We start from the raw sequence: 19730 nt of genomic DNA, 5'->3' as shown, positions 1-19730 counted from the left end.
GGGAACCTGGGGTAAAACGGCCCAAGCGACTGCCTTCGAGGCGGGCTCTCAAGGGGTGGACGAGCGCGCCGCCCACCCCTGGATCAACGTCAGGCCTTCTGGACGTCGGCCCACTCGACCTGGTTAAGAAGGTTGATCTTGACGTTCTTGACCTTGGTTGAGTACCCGGAATTGTTCCGGTAGAAGTACACCGGAATGTAGGGGAGATCCTTGATCAGGACGTCATCCGCCTGCTGGTAGAACTTCAGGCCCTCTTCGGCCGTCGGCGCCTGGTCACCCTTGGCCACCAGCTCGTCGAACTCCTTGCTGGAGTAGCCCGAGTAGTTGGAGCCGGTGGTCATGGCGCCGGTGGAGAAGATCGGCGTCAGGTAGTTCTCGGCGGACGGGTAGTCGATCGCCCAGCCCATCCGGAACATGCCCTTGTACTTCTTGGCGTCCAGGTCGTCCAGGATCGCCGCGAACTTCTCGAACGGCTTGACCGTCACCTCGACGCCGAGGTTGGCGCGGAGGTTGTTGGCGACGGCCTCGATCCACTCCTTGTGGCCACCGTCGGAGTTGTAGCCGAGCTCCAGCTTCTTCGGGCCGTTGGCCGCGGCGTACTGCTCCTTGGCCTTGCCCGGGTCGTACGTGCAGGCCGCGCAGGCGCCCTGGCGGTAGCCCGCGATGGCCGGGTTGATGAAGTCGTCGGCCGGGGCGCGGGTGCCGGAGAAGACCGTCTCGGCGATGGTCTTCCGGTCGATGGCCATGGAGATGGCCTCGCGGACCTTGATGTCCTTGTACTCGTCGTTGTACTTCAGGGGGAAGCCGACGTAGCCGATGCCGGCGTCGGGCTGGTCCTGGTAACGGTCGCCGAGCGCGGTCTTGGCGCTGGCGATCGCCGACGCGGGCAGCGAGTCGTGGATGTCCACGTTGTCGGCCTGGAGGTCGTTGTAGGCCGTCTCGGAGCTGTTGTAGAGCTTGAACTGCAGCTTGGTCCAGCCGGTCGGCTTGGTGCCGGGGTACTTGTCGTACACCGTCAGGTCGACCGTCTGGTCGGTGCCCTTCTTGTAGGGCTTGTCCAGCTTGAACAGGCCCTGGCCGATCGGCTGCTCGCCGAAGGCGTCGGTGACCTTGCCGTCGGGGCCGAAGGCCGCCTTGGGCAGGGGGTAGAACGCGGTGTAGCCGAGCATCACCTTGAACTGCGAGAACGGCGCTGCCAGCGTCACCGTGAAGGTGGTGTCGTCGACGACCTTGAGACCCTTCATCTCCTTGGTCGTGACTTCCTTGCCCTCACCGGGGGCGAGGTCGCTGTAGCCGTCGACACGGCCGAAGAAGTAGCCGGCGCCCTGGGCGTTGTCCTGGTTGGCGGCGTAGTTCCACGCGTCGACGTAGTTCTGCGCGACGACCGGCTCACCGTTGTGCCAGGTGTAGCCCGGCTTGAGCTTGATCGTCCAGGTGATGTTGTCCTCGGTGGTGATCGACTCGGCAGCGGCCTCGACGGCCTGCTTGTTCTCGTCGTAGTTCACCAGGGGCTCGAAGACGGCCGCGAGGAGCTCGGCGCCCTCGGACTCCGTGGTGTTGGAGGGGACCAGCAGGTTCTGCGGCTCGCCCAGCTCCATGCGGACCGGCGTCTCCCCGCCGCCCGCAGTGGGGTCTCCGCCGGACGGAGTGGCGCCGCCGCCACACGCGGCGACCGCGAGAGCGAGCAGCGCGGTACCGGCGACGATTCGTGCGCCTCGAGTAACACGCATGGTGAAAAACTTCCTCCCTCTACAAGTGGGCGTAAGCGCTGAGCTGCGATGATCGTGAGCAGCCTGACGGGGGGTTCCTTGTAATCCCCCGGGTTTGGCTGACCTGGTCAAACCAGCCGACGCCCTGCCAGTCGATCGCGACTATCCCTTACTACTTGCCACCAGGGAGTCTCTGGCGCGTTGCAGTTCGGTCACACGTGCGCCTATCCCACGTCACACCCATACAACGCACGCCGCGACAAAGGTCATGAAACGGTCATGTGAGCACAGGAGTGGACGTGAACAGTTGATGAAAAATACCTCCTACCAAACAGTGCTCGCGCCGTTCCGGGCAGAGTCGTTCTAGCTGAGCTACGGTTGAGCGAGTCTTGACGGTGCCTTGGAACCGGGCACCCGGGACGACCGTCCAACAGTCGGCCACAGTCCCCGTGGCAGCCACCCCAACGACCCGGATCCAATAGAGTCCTTGCCATGAGCCAGCCGGAATCCGCTGTCGCGGACGCCCAGGCGGGCGGCCGAAGCGGGCAGGAGCCGCTGGCCAAGCTCGCCGAGAGATACGGTCTTCGCCGTGCCATCGCGCGGCCGAGGTTTCCCGTATACATGCGCCAGCTGTGGGAGCGGCGTCACTTCGTCATGACCTACGCGACCTCGCGTAACGTCTCGAAGTACTCCAACTCGGCGCTGGGCCAGCTGTGGCAGGTGCTGACCCCGCTGCTCAACGCCGGCATCTACTACGTGATGTTCGGCCTCATCCTGGGCGGCAAGGGCAACATCGAGAACTACCCGGCGTTCCTCATCACCGGGATGTTCGTCTTCACCTTCACCCAGCGCACGGTGACCGCGGGCGCCAAGTCGATCTCCGGCAACCTGTCGATGATCCGCGCCCTGCACTTCCCCAGGGCCACGCTGCCGCTCGCCTACACGATCCAGGAGCTGCAACAGCTCGCGATCTCCATGGGCGTGCTGGCCGTCATCGTGGTGGCCACCGGTGAGTTCCCGACCTGGGCCTGGCTGATGATCCCCGTGGTGTTGCTGCTGCAGACGATGTTCAACATCGGCGCGGCGCTGATCATCGCCCGGCTCGGCGCCTCCATGCGCGACCTCAACCAGTTGCTGCCCTTCATCACCCGCACCTGGCTCTACGCCTCCGGCGTCTTCTTCGCCATCCACGACAAGGTCGTCAACGTCGCCAAGCTGCCCGAGTGGGTCGCCACCGCGATGTACCTCAACCCGGCCGCTTCCTTCATCGAGTGGATGCGCGAGATCATGATCACGACCTACAACCCCGACTACGGGCACCACCCCCCGACGATGGTCTGGGCGTCTTGCGTATTCTGGGCAGTGTTCGCACTCGGATTCGGCTTCTGGTACTTCTGGCGAGCCGAGGAGAGGTACGGGCGTGGCTGAGCTGACCAAGGAGCTGTCAAAGGTGAAGGGCGAGGAGCCCGCCGTCCCCGGCAAGGACGTGAGGGTGCACCCCAACCCGGAGCCCGCGACCAAGGGCCCCTTGGACGCACCCACCGGGACGCCGACGGTCATCGTCGACGACCTGCACATCATCTACCGGGTCTACGGCGCGGCGTCGGACAACGAGAAGGGCAACGCGGTCAACGCCCTCACGCGCATCCTCAAGCGTCAGGGCCGGCCGCAGATGAAGGAGGTGCACGCCGTCAAAGGCGTCACCTTCGTGGCCTACCACGGCGACGCCATCGGGATCGTGGGCCGCAACGGCTCCGGCAAGTCCACGCTGCTGCGCGCCATCGCCGGCCTGCTGCCCCCGCACTCCGGGGCCGTCTACACCGACGGCCAGCCGTCGCTGCTGGGCGTCAACGCGGCCCTCATGCGCGAGCTGACCGGTGAGCGCAACATCGTGCTCGGCTGCTACGCCATGGGCATGTCGCCGGCCGAGGTGCGCGAGAAGTACCAGGAGATCGTCGACTTCTCCGGCATCGATGAGTTCGTCCAGCTCCCGATGTCCACCTACTCCTCCGGCATGGGCGCCCGCCTGCGCTTCGCCATCTCCTCGGCCAAGACGCACGACGTGCTCCTCATCGACGAGGCCCTGGCGACGGGCGACCGCGAGTTCCGCAAGAAGAGCGAGCAGCGCATCCGGCAGATCCGCGAGTCCGCCGGCACCGTCTTCCTCGTCGCCCACGACCTGCGGGTCATCGAGCAGACCTGCAACCGCGTCATCTGGCTGCACAAGGGCAAGATCAAGATGGACGGCGACCCCAAAGAGGTCCTCGCCGCCTACACCAAGGGCTGACGCCCGCCCTCCCGCCCGTGCGCCCTCCCTCCGGAGGGTGCCGTCGGCATGCCCGCGATCGCTCGTGTGTACGAAAAGCGCCGTGACACGTGAGGCAAGAGACTGACAGCGAGACGGCCGGTCCGATAGGATTCGAACGTCGGTTCGAGCTGTTGACGGCGATGGAGTGGGGGGCGCGATGGGTGAGCTCTCGGCCGCGATCGACCACCTGGCCACCGAGGATGTGTCCGAGATACCCAAGACGCAGCTGGTCGAGCAGCTGCTCGAGTTGCACTGGCAGATGGCCCGGCTGCAGGCGCAGATCGCCCGCCGCACCGGCGTGCGCCTGCCCTGACCACACACACGCGCACACGAAAAGGCCGCCGGCCCGGTGAAGGGGCCGGCGGCCTTTGACGAGCGGCTCCGCGGGCGCCGCCGCCCTGCAGTGGCGGCGGCTCCGGCGAGCCGGGGCCGGGGTGACACCCCGGCGGGGATGAGCCTCCGAACGGGCCCCGGCATCTCAAGGGGCGTTCGAGAAGGTCTCAGGCGGGCCGCAGACGCGGGGTCGGCACCTCAAGGAAGACTCCCGCCGCGACCACGCGGGGTGTCAGTTCGTGGGCCAGGCGTCGGCCGCGTGGCGGGTGAGGGCGGCGGTGGACCAGCCCAGGGAGGTGATGGTCTCGTTGTAGGACCCGGTGGCCTTGGTGCCGTTGGTCGACAGGACGTTGGAGACGTCCTCGACAAGCGGCGACACCTCGTCGACCGCCGCGATCTGGGTGGTGCCGGGCAGCGACTCGATGAGCGGCGCGGCCTCGGCGGGGGTCAGGTGGCCGATGAGCGGCGACAGCTCGCCGCGCGAGGCGTGGGGCAGCGCGTGCTTGGCGGCCGCGCCCAGGCCGGCCATGGTGCTCTCCAGCGACAGGTTCTCCAGCCCCTGCGTGGTGCCGTTGAGCGTGTCCGTGGTGGTGTTGCTCGCGTCGACGACGCTGGTGGTGCCGCCGGGCAGCAGGCGGGTGGTCGACAGCTTGGCCATGGCCCCGCTCAGGGAGCCCTCGACCAGGTCGGCCACCGACGCGAACGCGCCGTGCAGGGTGCCGTCGACGTTGGGCTTGACCTTCGCGTTCTGCGGCACGGCCAGGCGGGAGGCGCCGGGCACGACGCCGCCCAGCGGGAGGCCGCCGGCCAGCGGCAGGCCCTTGCCGAGGCCGCCGAGCAGCGGCAGGCCGGCGACCCTGGGGGCCAGCTCGGGCCGCGGCTCCGACCAGCGGGTGGCGTCCTCGTAGGAGTTGGGGCCGATCGGGCCCCGGGGCTCGGCCTGGCCTTCGTACTTCTCGGCGGGCGCGGACTTCTTGCCGCCGCCCAGCAGGCCCCCGCCGCCCCCGAGCAGGCCGCCCAGCAGGCCGGTGACCGGGCTGAGCAGGCCGCCCAGCGGCCCGCCGCCCTTGCCGCCCGGCTCGTCGGCCTGGGGGGCGGCCCGGTGACCGAGCTCCTGGACGTCGGCGTGCACCGGCGGGGCCAGCGCCGCCGCAAGCCCGAATGATGTGACAGCCACGGCCGTCTTGATTGCGCGTTTCATGATTGCCTTCCCGGCTCGTTGATCGATCGCTCTCGAATGCAGCGAATAATGCGAATCGATAACCCCCGAATGCCGAGTCGTCCGCGCTATGGGCACCACACGAAGCGCGACGTCCCGGCTGAGCTACTAACGCAGTTCTATCACCCCGTACGAGCCCGGGGCAGCTGCTGGAAGCCCGCGTGACACGGGCTTTGTGGGTAAGTTACCGAGCGGCGGAAAGGTAATGCGCGGCCGGACAAAGCGGGAAATACCAGGAGGCGATTTCGGATATTCCCGGGACAAGGAAGTGCGCCCGCACGGCCCGCCGGCATCATCGTCAAAACGAAATGCCAGGGGCCGGGGGCGCAGATTTTCCGGTTGCGGTAGACGCGCTTGAACCGGTCAGACCGTCAGCAGGGCCTGCTCGGCCTCGAACGGAAAACGGTCGGCGAATGCCGGACGCAGATCCGTCAGCCACACCGCGGTGGGGTCGTACCGGGCGAAGAACGGCCGCCCGACCAGGCCGGGATCGCGAGCCTGGATGAAGTGGAGGACGAACACGCGCTGCCCGTCGATCTCCGTGACTCCGTCGACGCACACTTTGCCCGGCGTCGCCGACATCGAGGGCCCCCGGACCGTCCGGCAGAGCCCGGAGACGCCGGCATAGGCGTCCCTGAAGACCTCGTACGCCCGCGCGAGCGGCACCGCGAAGTAGTCCTGCGGGCCGGTGTCCCGCTCGATGAACATGTAGTAGGGGATCATCCCCATCCGGAGCTGCCGCCGCCACATGTACGACCAGATGTGCGGGTCGTCGTTGATGGACCGGATGAGCGGCGCCTGGGTCCTGATCGTGGCCCCGCTGCCGAGGATGCGCTTGACCGCCGACTCCACCAGCGGTGACTCCAGCTCGCGCGGGTGCGAGAAGTGGGCCATGAAGGCGAGGTTCTTGCCCGACTCCACCACCTGCTCGAACAGGCCGAGCGTGGCGTCGGCGTCGGGGTCGGTGACGAAGCGCTGCGGCCAGTACGCCAGCGCCTTGGTGCCGATCCTGACGGATTCGAGCTGGTCGAGCTCCAGCAGCGGCTCGATGTAACGCCGGATCACCGGCTCGCCCATGATCATGGCGTCGCCGCCGGTGATCAGGACGCTGGTGACCTCCGGGTGCCGGCGGATGTAGCCGACCATCTGGTCGATGTCGTCCGAGGCGAACTTCAGGTCGGCGTCGCCGACGAACTGGGCCCACCGGAAGCAGTAGGTGCAGTACGCGTGGCAGGTCTGCCCCTGCTTGGGGAAGAAGAGCACCGTCTCCGGATACTTGTGCTGCATCCCCGGCACCGGCTCGTCCCCGATGCGGGGGACGTTGAGCTCCTTCTGCCCGGCGGGGTGCGGGTTGAGCTGCGCGCGCACGCGGTTGGCCTCGGCCTGGATCTCCGCGTTGGGCGCCTCGGCCTTGAGCAGGTCCGCCAGCCGGGCCACGTCGGCCGCGGGCAGCATGTCCTCCTGCGGGAAGACCAGGCGGTACATGGGGTCGTCGGGCGCTGCCGACCAATCTATGAGTTCATCCACGACGTAGGCGTTGGTCCGGAAGGGGAGCACCGTGGCCACGGCGCGTACCCTGAGCCGCTCCTCGTCGTCGAGCCCGGCTCGCAGCAGGAGGTCGTCGAGGTGCTTGGACGTGTACGCCTTGAAGCGTCGGGTTCCTGCTTGGTTCAAGATCACTAGGCCGTTCCCATCTTTTTTGTTCGATCGTGTAAACCTGATGCCTCCGTCGCGCGTCTAACGCTCTTATATCGGGACGCGGCATGCCGGGGCTACGGTTCCGCGTGGGCTCCAAGTTTCTCTGGAGACTTCTTCTCGCGACATATCGCGTTCTGACCTAGACTGGCGGGCGTGACCGACGACCCGACGATGCGCGCCTCCGACGCCGACCGTGACCGCGCGGCCACGGTGCTCGGCGAGGCGTTCGCCAGTGGACGACTCACCAGCGTCGAGCACGCCGACCGGCTCGAAGCCATCTACACCGCCAAGACCGTCGGCGAGCTCGTCCCCCACACCAAGGACCTCCCCCAGACCCCCGCCTCGGGCGGCGCCCCGGCCACCGTGGAGCACCAGCAGGTCAGCGCCGTGTTCAGCAAGGTGATCAAGCGCGGCCGCTGGATCGCCTCCCGCCACACCCACCTGGCCGCCACCTTCGGCGCCCTCATCGTCGACCTGTCGCAGGCCGTGCTCCCCGGCCGCGAGATCACCGTCTCCGTCAGCGCCTTCTGCGCCAAGACGATCGTCAGGGTGCCGCCGAACGCCCAGGTCATCGACGAGGTCGGCGCGGTGTTCGCCAAGCGCCAGGTGTCGGGCGGCTCCGGCGGCGACGGCCCGGTCATCAGGATCACCGGGCGGGTCACGTTCGGCAAGGTCATCGTCGCCCGCACCGTCACGGACTGGAACCTGCACGGCGACGCATAGTGCGACTACTGACCGGTTAACCTGGTAGTGGCCTGTGAAGACATGCCGTACGAGGTGACCATTGTCCGACAGCAGGCCGATCGCGGTCGACGCCATGGGCGGCGACCACGCGCCGCACGAGATCGTGGCCGGCGCCGTCCACGCGGTGCGTGAGCGGGGGCTGCAGGTCGTGCTGGTCGGCGCGCCGCGCGTGCTCTACGAGTCGCTGGCCGACCACGGCGCCACCAACGAGCTGCCCATCGTGCGCGCCGAGGAGGCGCTGGCGATGGACGAGGGGGCGTTGGCCAGCCTGCGCCGCCCCCGCTCCAGCATCGCCGTCGCCTGCCACCTGCTGCGGCGCGGCGACGTGTCGGCTGTCGTGTCGGCCGGCTCGACCGCGGGCATCGTGGCCACCGGCAAGCTCCGGCTCAAGGCCCAGCAGGGCGTGCTGCGCCCGGCCATCGCCGTCGCCCTGCCCACCCTGCCGCACCCCACCGTGCTCCTCGACGCCGGCGCGAACGCCGAGGTCAAACCGGAAGCGCTGGTGCAGTTCGGCCACCTGGGCGCCGCCTACGCCGAGCTGGCCCACGGCGTCGAACAGCCCCGGGTCGGCCTGCTGACGATCGGCAGCGAGGCGGGCAAGGGCAACAAGCTCGTCCGCCGCGCCCACGAGCTGCTGGAGGCCGCGCCCGGCCTGCACTTCGCCGGCAACGTCGAGGGCTACGACCTGCTGACCGGCAAGGCCGACGTGATCACCACCGACGGCTTCACCGGCAACGTCGCGCTCAAGACCATGGAAGGCGCGGTCCGCTACGCCTTCGACGAGCTCAGGCAGTCCATCGGCGACAGCCCGGTGGCCAGGCTGGGCGCGCTCATGCAGCGCAACCGGCTGCGCGAGCTGAGCCGGCGGCTCGACGCCGAGGCCCACGGCGGCGCGGTGCTGCTCGGCCTCAACGGCACCGTGGTCATCGCGCACGGCTCCTCCCGGGCCGCGGGCATCAGCGCGGCCTGCCGGCTGGCCGCCGACCTGTCCGAAGGCGGCCTGGTGACCAAGATCGGCGAGCGGATCGCGCACGCCGGCCGGTCCCACAGGTCGCGCTAGGGTGTGGCAGGGCCAGGGGGATGGCGGGGGGAGCTGTCGTGACAACGGGGCAAGGGCTGACGGCTGCGCAGGTGGCCGCGGCGAAGCCCAACCACGTGCCCAAACGGTCGAGCAGGTCGCTCGCCGCGATCGTACGGGCGAACTTCTGCACGCTCTTCAACCTGGTCATCGGCGTCTTATGGCTGCTGATCCTGATCTTCGGCGAGTGGCAGGACAGCGTGTTCGGCCTGATCATGCTGGCCAACGTGCTCGTCGGCGTCGTGCAGGAGCTGCGCGCCAAACGCACCCTCGACCGGCTGGCCGTCGTCAGCCAGAGCCCGGTCACGGTCCGCCGCGACGGCCGCGAGCAGGAGATCGCCCCTGACCGGGTGGTGCTCGGCGATCTCGTCCTGCTCTCGCCCGGCGACAACCTGCTGGTCGACGGCGAGGTGGTCGAGTCCGCCGGGTTGGAGGTCGACGAGTCGCTGCTGACCGGCGAGGCCGACCCGGTGCTCAAGCGGCCCGGCGACCGGGTGCTGTCGGGCAGCTTCGCCGTGGCCGGCACCGGCGCGTTCACCGCCACCGCCGTCGGCACTGACGCCTACGCCGTGCGGCTGGCCGAGGAGGCGGCCAAATTCCACCTGTCGCACTCCGAGCTGCGTGACGGCATCAAGAAGTTCATCCGTTACGTCACCTGGCTGGTCATCCCGATCGGCGCGCTGCTCATGTACAGCCAGCTGCGCCACTCGGTCGACTTCGGCACCGCCATCACCGGCGCCGTCGCGGGCATCGTCACCATGATCCCCGAAGGGCTCGTGCTGATGACCTCGATCGCCTTCGCCATCGGCGTCGTACGGCTCGGCCGGCGCCGCTGCCTGGTCCAGGAGCTGCCCGCGATCGAGGGCTTGGCCAGGGTCGACGTGCTCTGCCTCGACAAGACCGGCACGCTCACCGCCGGCGGCATGGAGCTGGACCAGGTCCTGCCGCTGCGCGACGGCGAGCCGGTCGGCGACGCGCTCGCCGCGCTGGCCGCCGCCGACCCCCGTCCCAACGCCACCGCCCGGGCCATCCTGGAGCGCCACCCGGCCGCGCCCTGGCAGGCGCGCGCCGCCGTCCCGTTCTCCTCCGCCCGCAAGTGGAGCGGCGCCGACTTCGGACCGCACGGCGTCTGGGTCCTCGGCGCTCCCGACGTCCTGCTCTCCGACGGCGAGGAGGGGTACGCGCGAGCCGCCGGCCTGAGCGCCACCGGTGCCCGCGTGCTGGCGCTGTGCCGTACGGACAAACTCCCGGAAAGCGGCACACCCGAGGTCGAGCCCGTCGCACTGGTGACGCTCAAGCAGCGGATCAGGCCCGACGCGCGCGAGACCCTGCGCTACTTCGACAAACAGGGCGTCACCGTCAAGGTGATCTCCGGCGACAGCCCGGCGGCGGTCTCCGCGATCGCCGTCGACCTGGGCATCCCGGGCGGCGAGCGCGCGGTCGACGCCCGCACGCTGCCCGACGACCCGGACGAACTGGCCGAGACGCTCGACGCCAACACCGTCTTCGGCCGCGTCACCCCGCAGCAGAAACGCCTGTTCGTCGGCGCGCTGCAGGCCCGCGGCCACACCGTGGCCATGACCGGCGACGGCGTCAACGACGTGCTGGCGCTCAAGGACGCCGACCTCGGCATCGCGATGGGCGCGGGCAGCCCGGCCACCAAGGCGGTCGCCCAGGTGGTGCTGCTCGACAACACGTTCGCCACGCTGCCGCACGTGGTCGGCGAGGGGCGCCGGGTGCTCGCCAACATCGAACGCGTGTCAGGACTTTTCCTGACCAAGACGTTCTTCGCCATCGTGCTGGCGCTCACCACCGGCGTGGCCGGGATGATGTTCCCCTTCACCCCCCGCCACTCGACGCTGGTCAACGCGCTCACGATCGGCATCCCGGCGCTCTTCCTGGCGCTGGCGCCCACGCTGGAGCGGGCCAAGCCCGGGTTCGTGCCGAGAGTGCTGCGCTTCGCCGTGCCCGCCGGGGTGTTCTGCGCCCTCGCCGTGCTGGCCGCCTACGCGGCGGCGGCCACCGGCTCGCTGGAGCAGGACCGCACCTCGGCCGTGCTCGCCCTGTTCCTGACCACCTGGTGGGTGCTCGTGCTCGTCGCCAGGCCGCTCACCCGGGGCCGGATCGTGCTGGTCGCCGCGATGGCCGGGCTGTTCGCACTGGCCCTGGCCATCCCCGCCGTACGCGAGCTGTTCACGCTCGAACCGGGCGGCGTACGGGCCGATCTGATCGCCGTCGGCGTCTCCGTCGCGGCGGCCGCCGCGCTCAGCGCCGTGCTCAAGGCCACCGGTACCCTTAGGACATGACCGACCCGCAGCTAGTGCTCACCGAGCGCGTCCAGCAGGCGCTGGCCGCCGCGTTCGGTGCGGAGCACGCCGACGCAGACCCGCTGATCCGGCCCTCCCAGTTCGCCGACTTCCAGGCGAACGTCGCGATGAGCCTGGCCAAGCGCCTGCGACGGTCCCCGCGGGAGGTCGCCGAGGCGATCAGGGCCGAGCTGTCCGACTTCCCCGGCACGGTCGAGGTCAGCGGCCCCGGCTTCCTCAACATCACCCTCGACGGCTCCTGGATCGAGTCCGAGGTCAACCGCATGGCCGCCGACCCGCGCACCGGCGTGGGCACGATCGCCCCGGCCCAGACCATCGTCATCGACTACTCCGCGCCCAACGCGGCCAAGGAGATGCACGTCGGCCACCTGCGCACCACGATCGTCGGCGACTCGCTGGCCCGCGTGCACGAGCACCTCGGCAACCAGGTGATCAGGCAGAACCACCTGGGCGACTGGGGCACCCCGTTCGGCATGCTCATCGAGCACCTGCTCGACATCGGCGAGGAGGCCGCGGTCCAGCAGCTCGAAGCCGGCCAGGGCACCGAGTACTACCAGGCGGCCCGGGTCAAGTTCGACAACGACGAGGCGTTCAAGTCGCGGGCCCGCGCCCGGGTGACCACGCTGCAGTCGGGCGACCCCGAGACGATGCGGCTCTGGCACGTCTTCATGGACGCCACCGTCCGCTACTTCAACAAGATCTACGACCTGCTCGGTGTCACGCTCACCGACGCCGACATCGCCGGCGAGAGCATGTACAACCCGATGCTGGAGAAGACCTGCCGCGACCTGGAGGACGCGGGCACGGCGGTGATGAGCGAGGGCGCGCTCTGCCTGTTCCCGCCGGGCTTCACCGGCTCCGACGACAAGCCGCTGCCGCTCATCATCAGGAAGAGCGACGGCGGCTACGGTTACGCCTCCACCGACATGGCCGCGATCCGCTACCGGGTCCACGACCTCAAGGCCGACCGGATCCTCTACGTCGTCGGCGCCGACCAGGCGCTGCACTTCCGGATGGTGTTCGCCTCCGCCCGGATGGCCGGCTGGCTGCCCGACACCGTCTCGGCCGAGCACGTGCAGATCGGCATGATGCTGGGCAAGGACGGGCGCCGGTTCAAGACCCGCTCGGGCGAGTCGGTCAAGCTGATCGCCCTGCTCGAAGAGGCCGTCGACCGGGCCCAGCAGAAGCTCGCCGACCGTGAGTACGACGAGGCGACCCGCCGGGAGATCGCCAACGACGTCGGCATGGGCGCGGTGAAGTACGCCGACCTCTCGGTCAGCCACGACACCGAGTACGTCTTCGACTTCGACCGGATGCTGGAGTTCCACGGCAACACCGGCCCGTACATGCAGTACGCCACGGCCCGGATCCGCTCCATCTTCCGCAGGGCCGAGCTGGAGCCGTCGCAGGCCACCGCCGGCATCGTGCCCGCCGAGCCGGCCGAGCGCGCGCTGGTGATGCACCTGCTCGGCTTCGGCCAGATCGTCGAGCAGGTGGCCGAGCACTCCGAGCCGCACCGGCTGTCCACCTTCCTGTTCGAGGCCGCCAAGCTGTTCAGCGGCTTCTACGAGGAGTGCCCGGTCGTCAAGCCGGGCGTCGACCCGCAGATCCGGGCGCACCGGCTCGCGCTGTGCGCGCTGACGCTGCGCGTCCTCGAAACCGGCCTCGACCTGCTCGGCGTCCCCGTCCCCGAGCGCATGTAACAGGCGGTTAGCGCGAAAGACCCCTGTTCCGTTGGGGCGCGCCTCCACCTCGAAGGCGCGCTCCAACGGTTAGGCTTTACGCGGTCATGAACTGAGGCCGAAATGGGGGAGTTCTCTGCCTTGAGCACGGACCTGACTGCGAGCCCCCAGACAGCGGCGGAGCTGCGCCGCTACGCCGAGGCGCTGCTGGCCCACCTGGCGGCCAACGGCTCCGCGCCCCCTGCCCCGCCCGGCTTCGCCGACATCCCGGGCAACTGGCTGCCGCCCGCCGTCGAGGCGCTGGTGGCGATCCTGGCCGGCGACGACCCGCTGGAGCCGCTGAGCAAGGCCGCCGGCCGCGACCAGCAGCAGACCGCGCTCTTCCTGTGCCTGGCGCTCGCCGTGGCCGGCCACGGCAGCCGCATCCACGCCTCCTGGCTCGGCACCGCGTTCGGCGACCTGTCACTCGACCAGCCCGTCAGCCACGGCCAGCGCTCGCTCTGGCTCGCCGCCGCCCGCGGCGCCTACGGCCCGGCAGGCAAGATCTTCGTGCTGCGCAAGCTCGACGCACTCGCCGTCCAGGAGCACGCCGACCCGTCGCAGTGGACCCAGGCCCTCGTGCCCGGCGAGCCCTCGGTCGTGGTGCCCGCCTCGCTCGTCGACTTCCCGGAGATGGCCGAGATCCCCGAGCTGGCCCGGCCCGCCCAGGCCGCCGCCCGGCTCGACCGGCTGCGCGCCCGCTGCGCGGAGATCACCTCCACCCCGCAGGCCGGGCAGAGCGCGTCGACGCCGCTCACCAACTCCGACGCCAGCCCTGCCGCGGCCTGGCAGGAGGACGAGCCGCTGGCCGTCCTGCGCACCCTCATCGGCCTGGGCGGACCGCCCGGCCCGATGGCCTCGCTCAGCTCCCACCTGCTCGACGACCTGCGCCCCGGCGCCGACCCGCACCTGGCGGCGATCGCCCTGCACGTGGCCGGCCCGATCCTGCGCGGCGTCGCCGAGGAGCTGGAGGCCGACACCCGCCTGGAGCCGCCCGCCACGGTCACCGTCGCGCTGCTCGGCCACCACATCAAGCTGCATCCTGAAGGGCCGGACGAGAGCTCGATGGCCGCCGCCGAGGCCGCCATCGTCAGCGCCGGCACCACCCCGCGCCGCCGCCCGTGGGACGTCGCATTGCTGGTCCTGGCCGGGCTGGCGTGCTTCGCCGGCGCGGTGCTCGGGCCGCCGCTGCTCGCTGTGGCGGGCGCCGGCCTGCTCGGCGCGGCGGCCTGGCTGCTCTGGCGGCGGCGCAAGGCCGCCGAGGCCGACGCCCGCTGGGTGGCCTCCCAGGTCGCCGAGCTCAAGGAGCTGGCCGACGGGGCCGTGTGGGCACTGCACGCCTACGCGCACGAGGCGGAGGGGCGTGCCAAGCAGGCCAGTGAAGACTGCGCCGAGCTCACCCGCCTGATCCGCCGCGGCCCCCGAGCCGCCTGACCGGGCTCTTCTCCCCGGAGGCGCCTGAGCCATTGTCGCTCCTGGGCTCTTCTCGCTCCTAGCCCCTGCTCGCTCCTGGACCGTGCTCCCGGAGCAGTCGGCGGAGTCGAGCGCCCGCTTCCGCTCGGAAGGAGGGCCCAAAAGTGGGGATGGAGGCGTGTGAGCGCCTGCTCGCCCGCCCGAGACGGCGGAGGCGCATGAGCTGAGCATCCGGCCCCACGGCATGACGCCCGAGGCGCGTGGCCACCTTCTCCCCCCGAGAAGGCGGCGGAGGCGAGCCGCCCCGGCTTCCCCTGAAGCCGGGCTCAGCTCGTCTCGATCTCCACGTGTGCGGGCGCCAGCAGGAAGACCCGATCGGCGATGCGCTCGATCCGCCCTTCACAGCCATAGGCCAGGCCGGCCGCGAAGTCGACCATCCGGGTCGCCTCCGGCATCGCCATGCCCGTCACATCCATGATCACCGTCTGGCCCTCGCGGAAATACTGGCCGATCAACGGTGCGTCGTTGTACTTGAGCGGCTGCACCATCACGATGCGCGACGACTCGATCGTGGACCGCCACCTACGCGCGGCCCGCTCCGTCGCGGGCATGTACTCCTCTTCGTACTGCCCGTCGTCGTCGTAACCCTCGTCGTAGTGATCGATCCCGCCCAGGCCAAGGTATCCCGCAACCTTACGCACTGCCCCCATCGGCTTGTCCTTTCCTCAGGAACTCACCGCAATCGGCACGTCCCGACACATTGGACGGTAACCGACGATTCCGCGTTCGCCATGCGACACGCCCAGCACTAATTCCATTTTGTACGGCTAGCGTCCTGGTTTCACCCCGATATCCGGCCCCGTATAGCATCGAGCCATGCGCCTGTTCATCGTCGATGCCTTCACCAGCACCGCATTCAAGGGTAATCCCGCGGCCGTGTGCCTGCTGGAGGATCGAGTTCCGGACGAGTGGATGCAGGCCGTCGCGGCCGAGATGAACCTGTCGGAGACGGCGTTCCTGCTGGGCGATTCGCTGCGCTGGTTCACGCCGAAGGTCGAGGTCACGCTGTGCGGCCACGCCACCCTGGCCACGGCCCACGTCTTGTATTCGACGGGCGCGGCGACGGGTCCGGTGAAATTCGCCACGGCGAGCGGTCCGCTCACCGTGAATCGCATGCCGGACAACATGATCACTATGGATTTTCCGGCCAAGGAAGTGACACCCGCCACAGTTCCGGACGGCTTGGAAAAAGCACTCGGGGCTTCCCCGGTGAGCGTCGGCAGGAGCGCTCTCGACCTGCTGGTCGAGCTCGAATCCGAAGAAGTCGTCCGGTCGTTGACGCCCGACATCCCCGCATTGGCGGCGATCGACGCGCGCGGTGTCATCGTGACGGCCGCCGGCTCGGCGACCGATTTCGTCTCACGCTTCTTCGCCCCGAACGTCGGCGTGCCCGAGGATCCGGTGACCGGCTCGGCGCACTGCGCGCTCTCGCCGTACTGGACGGCACGGCTGGGCCGCGACACCCTGACGGGCGCGCAACTGTCGGCACGGGGCGGGGTCGTACGGGTGACGCTCGACGGCGACCGCGTCCAGCTCGCGGGACACGCTGTCACCGTCGTCACCGGCACCCTCCACATCTGAGGCCTCATCAGTCACGTGGATGTGCCCCACTCAGGCCACGTGCACACTCTGACGCTGATCACAATTTGATCACATTTGATCATGAAGGTAAAGCCGCAGGTCACTGAGCCTTGAGCCGCCGATGGCGCCGGGATTCCCAGCGCTTGAGACACGGCTCCCGCCTCCGGAGCCGGCACCCAGGGTTACGGGGCCTCCGTAACGGGCCCTACGGCCCGTACGGACACGCTCAGGACCGCCGAGCGGCCGTCGTGATCCCGGCGGCCGTCGCAGTCCGGGCGACCGTCGTGCTCCGGGTGGCGAGGAGGCGGAGCGCTGCTTCGGAGGGCGAGCCGGGCGCGGCGTTGAACACCGCCACCCGCTGCCCCTCGTCGTCCGGCAGGGTCATGAACTCGGCGCTGAGCTCCATCGTCCCCACGGTCGGATGCCGATAGACCCGCGGCCTGGTGTCGCACTCGCTCACCGGATGCGCCGCCCACAGCTCCGCGAACTCGGCGCTGCCCACGGTGAGCTCGTCGACCAGCGCGGCCAGCTCGGGAGAGCCGGGATACCGTCCCGCGATCAGCCGGAGGTCGGCGACGGTCGAGCGGGCCTTGCCCGCCCAGTCCGCATACAGCTCACCCAGCCTCGGGTCCAGGAACAGCATGGCCGCCACGTTGGGCCGCCCGGCGGGGTCGTCCGGCGCGTCGAAGTCCAGGTGTCCGGCCAGCAGCGCGTGCGCCGTGGCGTTCCAGCACAGGATGTCGCAGAAGCGCCCCATGACCAGCGCAGGCACGTCCCGGAACGACTCGATCATCACCCGGACGCCCGGCCGCACCCGTTCCGCCTCGGCGGCCCGACGCGGCGGCCGAGGCTTCGCCCTGGCCAGCGAGTAGAGGTGCCCCCGCTCGTCGTCGTCCAGCCGCAGCACCCGGGCTACGGCGTCCAGCACGGCATCGGAGGCGTTGGGACTCTGCCCCTGCTCCAGCCGGGTGTAGTAGCCCGCGCTCACCCCAGCGAGCTGAGCCAGCTCCTCCCGGCGCAACCCGGGCACCCGCCGCCGCCCGTACACCGGCAGCCCGAGCTCCCCCGGCCGCAACCGCGCCCGCCTCGACCGCAGAAACTCCCCCAGATCCGCACGCCCGTCCACACTCCCAGTATCCCGGCACCCGCCCCCGCCAACCTGCACCTGCCAGATGTACCCACACCAGACCTCTGCCTGGGCCACCAGCCCGCCCCCACGCTGGAATGCGAACCACCCGCCTGAGGAGACAACTGTGAGAATCATCGTGATCGGCGCGACAGGCACCATCGGAAGCGCGGTCGCCGCCCTCCTGGCAGCGGACCACGAGGTGGTGCCGGCATCCCGCCGCGGCCCGGCGCGCGTGGACCTGACCCACCCCGCGTCGCTCGACGCCCTGTTCGCCGCCGTCCCCGACGTCGACGCCGTGGTGTGCTGCGCGGCCTCCGGCGCCCTGGCGCCGCTGGTCACCCTGCCGGACGCCGACTACTGGCGCGGCCTCGACGGCAAGCTCATCGGCCAGGTCAACCTGGTCCGCCGCGCCGCCCTGCACCTGCGGCCCGGCGGCTCGGTGACCCTCACCAGCGGACGCATCCCCGACCCCCTGCCGGGCAGCACCCTCGGCCACCTGGTCAACGCCGGCCTGGAGTCCTTCGTACGCGCCGCCGCCCCGGAGATGCCGCGCGGCATCCGCCTCAACGCCATCAGCCCCGGCTGGGTACGCGAGACCAGCCTCGCCCTGGGCATGGACGGCACAGCCGGCATCCCGGCACACGACCTGGCCCGCATCTACGCGGACACCATCGAAGGCACCGCCCACGGCCAGGTCATCAGCCCCTGAAGCTCCCCGTCTCCTGGAGACCGGCGAATTCCAGGGGGTCGCAACACACGACCGACAATTGGCTGCTGCAGCACAGTAAGACGCTCGGCTGGATATCTCGGCCGAGCGTCATGCACGCTTTGACCGGCCTCGAGGCATCATGCCTGGGCCGGGCCATCATGGATGCCGGCTACGAACGCCGCCCGGTTGGCGTTTCGGGAAGCCGGCCGACTACCTTGCCCTCGGAGTCCAGCACCTTGATCGCCGGTTGGTCGTCGCCGTCGATCTCCAGCACGATCCTCGGGCGTCCTCGCGAGTCGCTGAGCACCAGGAAAGCTCCTTCCGGAGTGCTGTAGCCGAGCTGGACGCGAGGCGGCATGGCGGGTACCTGGTCGATCGGGAGCGCTGGATCAGGCATGTGCTTCATCTCCAGCAGCGCTGCGCCCTGAACGCCCTCCCAGCGGGTGGCCATCGTGATCGCCTGCGCGTTGGTGTAGTCGAGCGAGAGGCTGGCCCCGGCAGAGGAGGCAACGATTCCTCCCTTCTCGTTGCCGTCGCCGTCATTGAAAATCAGGTAGGTGCCTTCCGGCCCCTGACGTTGGTCGGCGGGGTACGTCTTACCTCCAATGATCACCGGAGGTTTGCTTGAGCTCGCCAGGAAGCGCTGTCGGCCTCGGCGGTCCACTACCCGGAACGACTTTCGGGCCTCCTCGCCGGACGACTCCGCTCGGACGGATTCGCTGCCCGCCATCACGGTCATGCCACTCGCCAACAGCGCGGTCGCCGCTCCGATCGCAGCCCGCCGATCACACTGCTCCATGTCCCGTTCCCTTCTCGTTGGAGGGCAACCAGTGGATCATCTGGGCGCTGCTGTGTCCCTACGGCAAACATGAAGCTCGCGGGTAGGCATAGCCTCCCCGTGCTGGTAGAGCTGTCCATACGTCGTCACTTGCCGAGAAAGCCCTGACGCCGGCCGACGCCTACAGACCATGCCCGCCACCCGCGCCCGCCCCCTACCTCTTCTATGTCGGGCTCTGGTGCGCCACGAGCTCCCGGAGGCGCTCCGCGGGCGTGTCCCAGCCAGCCGAGCAGGTGGACGAGCATCACGTAGCGCGTGGTGCGCTCGACGAGAGTGTCGACGGCCGAGGCCTGGCCTTTTCCAGGGATGCAGTCGCTTTCCCAGTGGCCGGGTACGGCGCGGTCGTCGACCTCGGCGGGTCGCTCGCTCATCATCACCATGGGCACGCAGTAGCCGACCGGCGCTGCTGGGCCAGACAGCGCGCTTGCGCATCGCGCGACCCTGAACGTGGAGCGCCTGGTAGGCGGTCTCGTGGCACACATGCATATCCGGCCGATCAGGGAAGACCCTGCGCAAGCTCTGGACGATCCGCTCCGGGCTCCAGCGCTTGCCAGGTGCTCCTGAATGTAGGCCCGCGACTGCTCAATCTTGCTTGTCTTGGAAGACAAGGCCGGCGCGCGTCGGCACGGCCTGAGCTGCCTTATCGTGAACGCAGAAAAGGCCCCCGGGGACACCCCGAGGGCCTACTTCGCCACACAACGCAGAGAAGGCCCCGACAAACCTGTCGGGGCCCTCTCTGAAAGATTGTCCGGCGGTGACCTACTCTCCCACACCCTCCCGAGTGCAGTACCATCGGCGCAGGGAAGCTTAACTTCCGGGTTCGGAATGTAACCGGGTGTTTCCTTCCCGCCATAACCGCCGTA

The 19730-nt window shown here is 69.5% G+C and carries 16 protein-coding genes and 1 rRNA gene; 10 read left to right on the top strand and 7 right to left on the bottom strand.

Annotated elements, in window-relative coordinates:
- Nucleotides 1-89: 89 nt before the first annotated feature.
- Nucleotides 90-1730: an ABC transporter substrate-binding protein gene (locus ACBI99_RS31935; RefSeq protein WP_219506217.1), complete on the bottom strand. Its 1641-nt coding sequence runs from the start codon at nt 1728-1730 to the stop codon at nt 90-92.
- Between the two features lie 471 nt (nt 1731-2201).
- Between ACBI99_RS31935 and ACBI99_RS31930 the strand changes: the two genes are divergently transcribed.
- The 3 genes from ACBI99_RS31930 to ACBI99_RS31920 all read left to right on the top strand — a co-directional run bounded on the left by ACBI99_RS31930 (nt 2202) and on the right by ACBI99_RS31920 (nt 4330).
- Nucleotides 2202-3137, top strand: coding sequence for an ABC transporter permease (locus ACBI99_RS31930; RefSeq protein ID WP_219506215.1), 936 nt, complete (start codon nt 2202-2204; stop codon nt 3135-3137).
- Nucleotides 3130-3996, top strand: a complete 867-nt coding sequence (locus ACBI99_RS31925) for an ABC transporter ATP-binding protein (RefSeq protein ID WP_219506213.1) — start codon at nt 3130-3132, stop codon at nt 3994-3996. Before ACBI99_RS31930 ends, ACBI99_RS31925 begins: the two co-directional genes overlap by 8 nt.
- A gap of 178 nt (nt 3997-4174) precedes the next feature.
- A complete protein-coding gene (locus ACBI99_RS31920) occupies nt 4175-4330 on the top strand; it encodes a hypothetical protein (protein ID WP_219506210.1) in 156 nt (51 codons plus the stop codon).
- A 252-nt stretch (nt 4331-4582) separates the two neighbouring features.
- Here ACBI99_RS31920 and ACBI99_RS31915 read toward each other — a convergent pair whose 3' ends face one another.
- Complete coding sequence (locus ACBI99_RS31915) at nt 4583-5551, bottom strand: hypothetical protein (RefSeq protein WP_375074172.1); 969 nt, start codon at nt 5549-5551, stop codon at nt 4583-4585.
- Between the two features lie 381 nt (nt 5552-5932).
- Nucleotides 5933-7249: a KamA family radical SAM protein gene (locus ACBI99_RS31910; protein WP_219518516.1), complete on the bottom strand. Its 1317-nt coding sequence runs from the start codon at nt 7247-7249 to the stop codon at nt 5933-5935.
- Between the two features lie 171 nt (nt 7250-7420).
- On the opposite strand from ACBI99_RS31910, the gene ACBI99_RS31905 reads away from it, so the two are divergent.
- The 5 genes from ACBI99_RS31905 (at nt 7421) to ACBI99_RS31885 (ending at nt 14571) form a co-directional block, all read left to right on the top strand.
- Entirely contained in the window at nt 7421-7990 is a 570-nt protein-coding gene (locus ACBI99_RS31905) for a DUF1707 domain-containing protein (protein ID WP_308126229.1), read from the top strand.
- Between the two features lie 61 nt (nt 7991-8051).
- On the top strand, nt 8052-9071 hold the full coding sequence (gene plsX, locus ACBI99_RS31900) for a phosphate acyltransferase PlsX (RefSeq protein WP_357591500.1): 1020 nt from the start codon (nt 8052-8054) through the stop codon (nt 9069-9071).
- Nucleotides 9072-9109: 38 nt separating this feature from the next.
- Nucleotides 9110-11395 (top strand): HAD-IC family P-type ATPase, encoded by a 2286-nt coding sequence (locus tag ACBI99_RS31895; RefSeq protein ID WP_308126230.1) that lies wholly within the window; start codon nt 9110-9112, stop codon nt 11393-11395.
- A complete protein-coding gene (gene argS, locus ACBI99_RS31890) occupies nt 11392-13119 on the top strand; it encodes an arginine--tRNA ligase (protein WP_364180523.1) in 1728 nt (575 codons plus the stop codon). Before ACBI99_RS31895 ends, argS begins: the two co-directional genes overlap by 4 nt.
- Before the next feature lie 120 nt (nt 13120-13239).
- Nucleotides 13240-14571: a hypothetical protein gene (locus tag ACBI99_RS31885; protein ID WP_357591505.1), complete on the top strand. Its 1332-nt coding sequence runs from the start codon at nt 13240-13242 to the stop codon at nt 14569-14571.
- Nucleotides 14572-14876: 305 nt separating this feature from the next.
- Here the strand turns inward: ACBI99_RS31885 and ACBI99_RS31880 are convergent, their stop codons facing one another.
- Entirely contained in the window at nt 14877-15260 is a 384-nt protein-coding gene (locus ACBI99_RS31880; protein WP_219518525.1) for a cell division protein SepF, read from the bottom strand.
- Between the two features lie 166 nt (nt 15261-15426).
- Between ACBI99_RS31880 and ACBI99_RS31875 the strand changes: the two genes are divergently transcribed.
- Nucleotides 15427-16191 carry a PhzF family phenazine biosynthesis protein gene (locus ACBI99_RS31875; RefSeq protein ID WP_375074171.1) on the top strand — a complete coding sequence of 255 codons (765 nt, stop codon included), beginning with the start codon at nt 15427-15429 and terminating at the stop codon, nt 16189-16191.
- 226 nt (nt 16192-16417) lie between these two features.
- Here ACBI99_RS31875 and ACBI99_RS31870 read toward each other — a convergent pair whose 3' ends face one another.
- Entirely contained in the window at nt 16418-17317 is a 900-nt protein-coding gene (locus ACBI99_RS31870) for a helix-turn-helix domain-containing protein (protein WP_375074170.1), read from the bottom strand.
- 127 nt (nt 17318-17444) lie between these two features.
- Between ACBI99_RS31870 and ACBI99_RS31865 the strand changes: the two genes are divergently transcribed.
- The gene (locus ACBI99_RS31865; protein WP_375074169.1) at nt 17445-18029 is read left to right on the top strand and encodes a short chain dehydrogenase; all 585 of its coding nucleotides are present in this window, start codon (nt 17445-17447) and stop codon (nt 18027-18029) included.
- Nucleotides 18030-18198: 169 nt separating this feature from the next.
- Here ACBI99_RS31865 and ACBI99_RS31860 read toward each other — a convergent pair whose 3' ends face one another.
- Nucleotides 18199-18828: a hypothetical protein gene (locus ACBI99_RS31860; RefSeq protein WP_375074168.1), complete on the bottom strand. Its 630-nt coding sequence runs from the start codon at nt 18826-18828 to the stop codon at nt 18199-18201.
- Nucleotides 18829-19613: 785 nt separating this feature from the next.
- Nucleotides 19614-19730 (bottom strand): 5S ribosomal RNA (gene rrf, locus ACBI99_RS31855).

Source organism: Nonomuraea sp. ATR24 (assembly GCF_041950485.1).
GTDB lineage: Bacteria > Actinomycetota > Actinomycetes > Streptosporangiales > Streptosporangiaceae > Nonomuraea > Nonomuraea ceibae.
The sequence above is the reverse complement of the archived record's forward strand: the minus strand, read 5'-3'. Positions and strand labels throughout refer to the sequence as shown.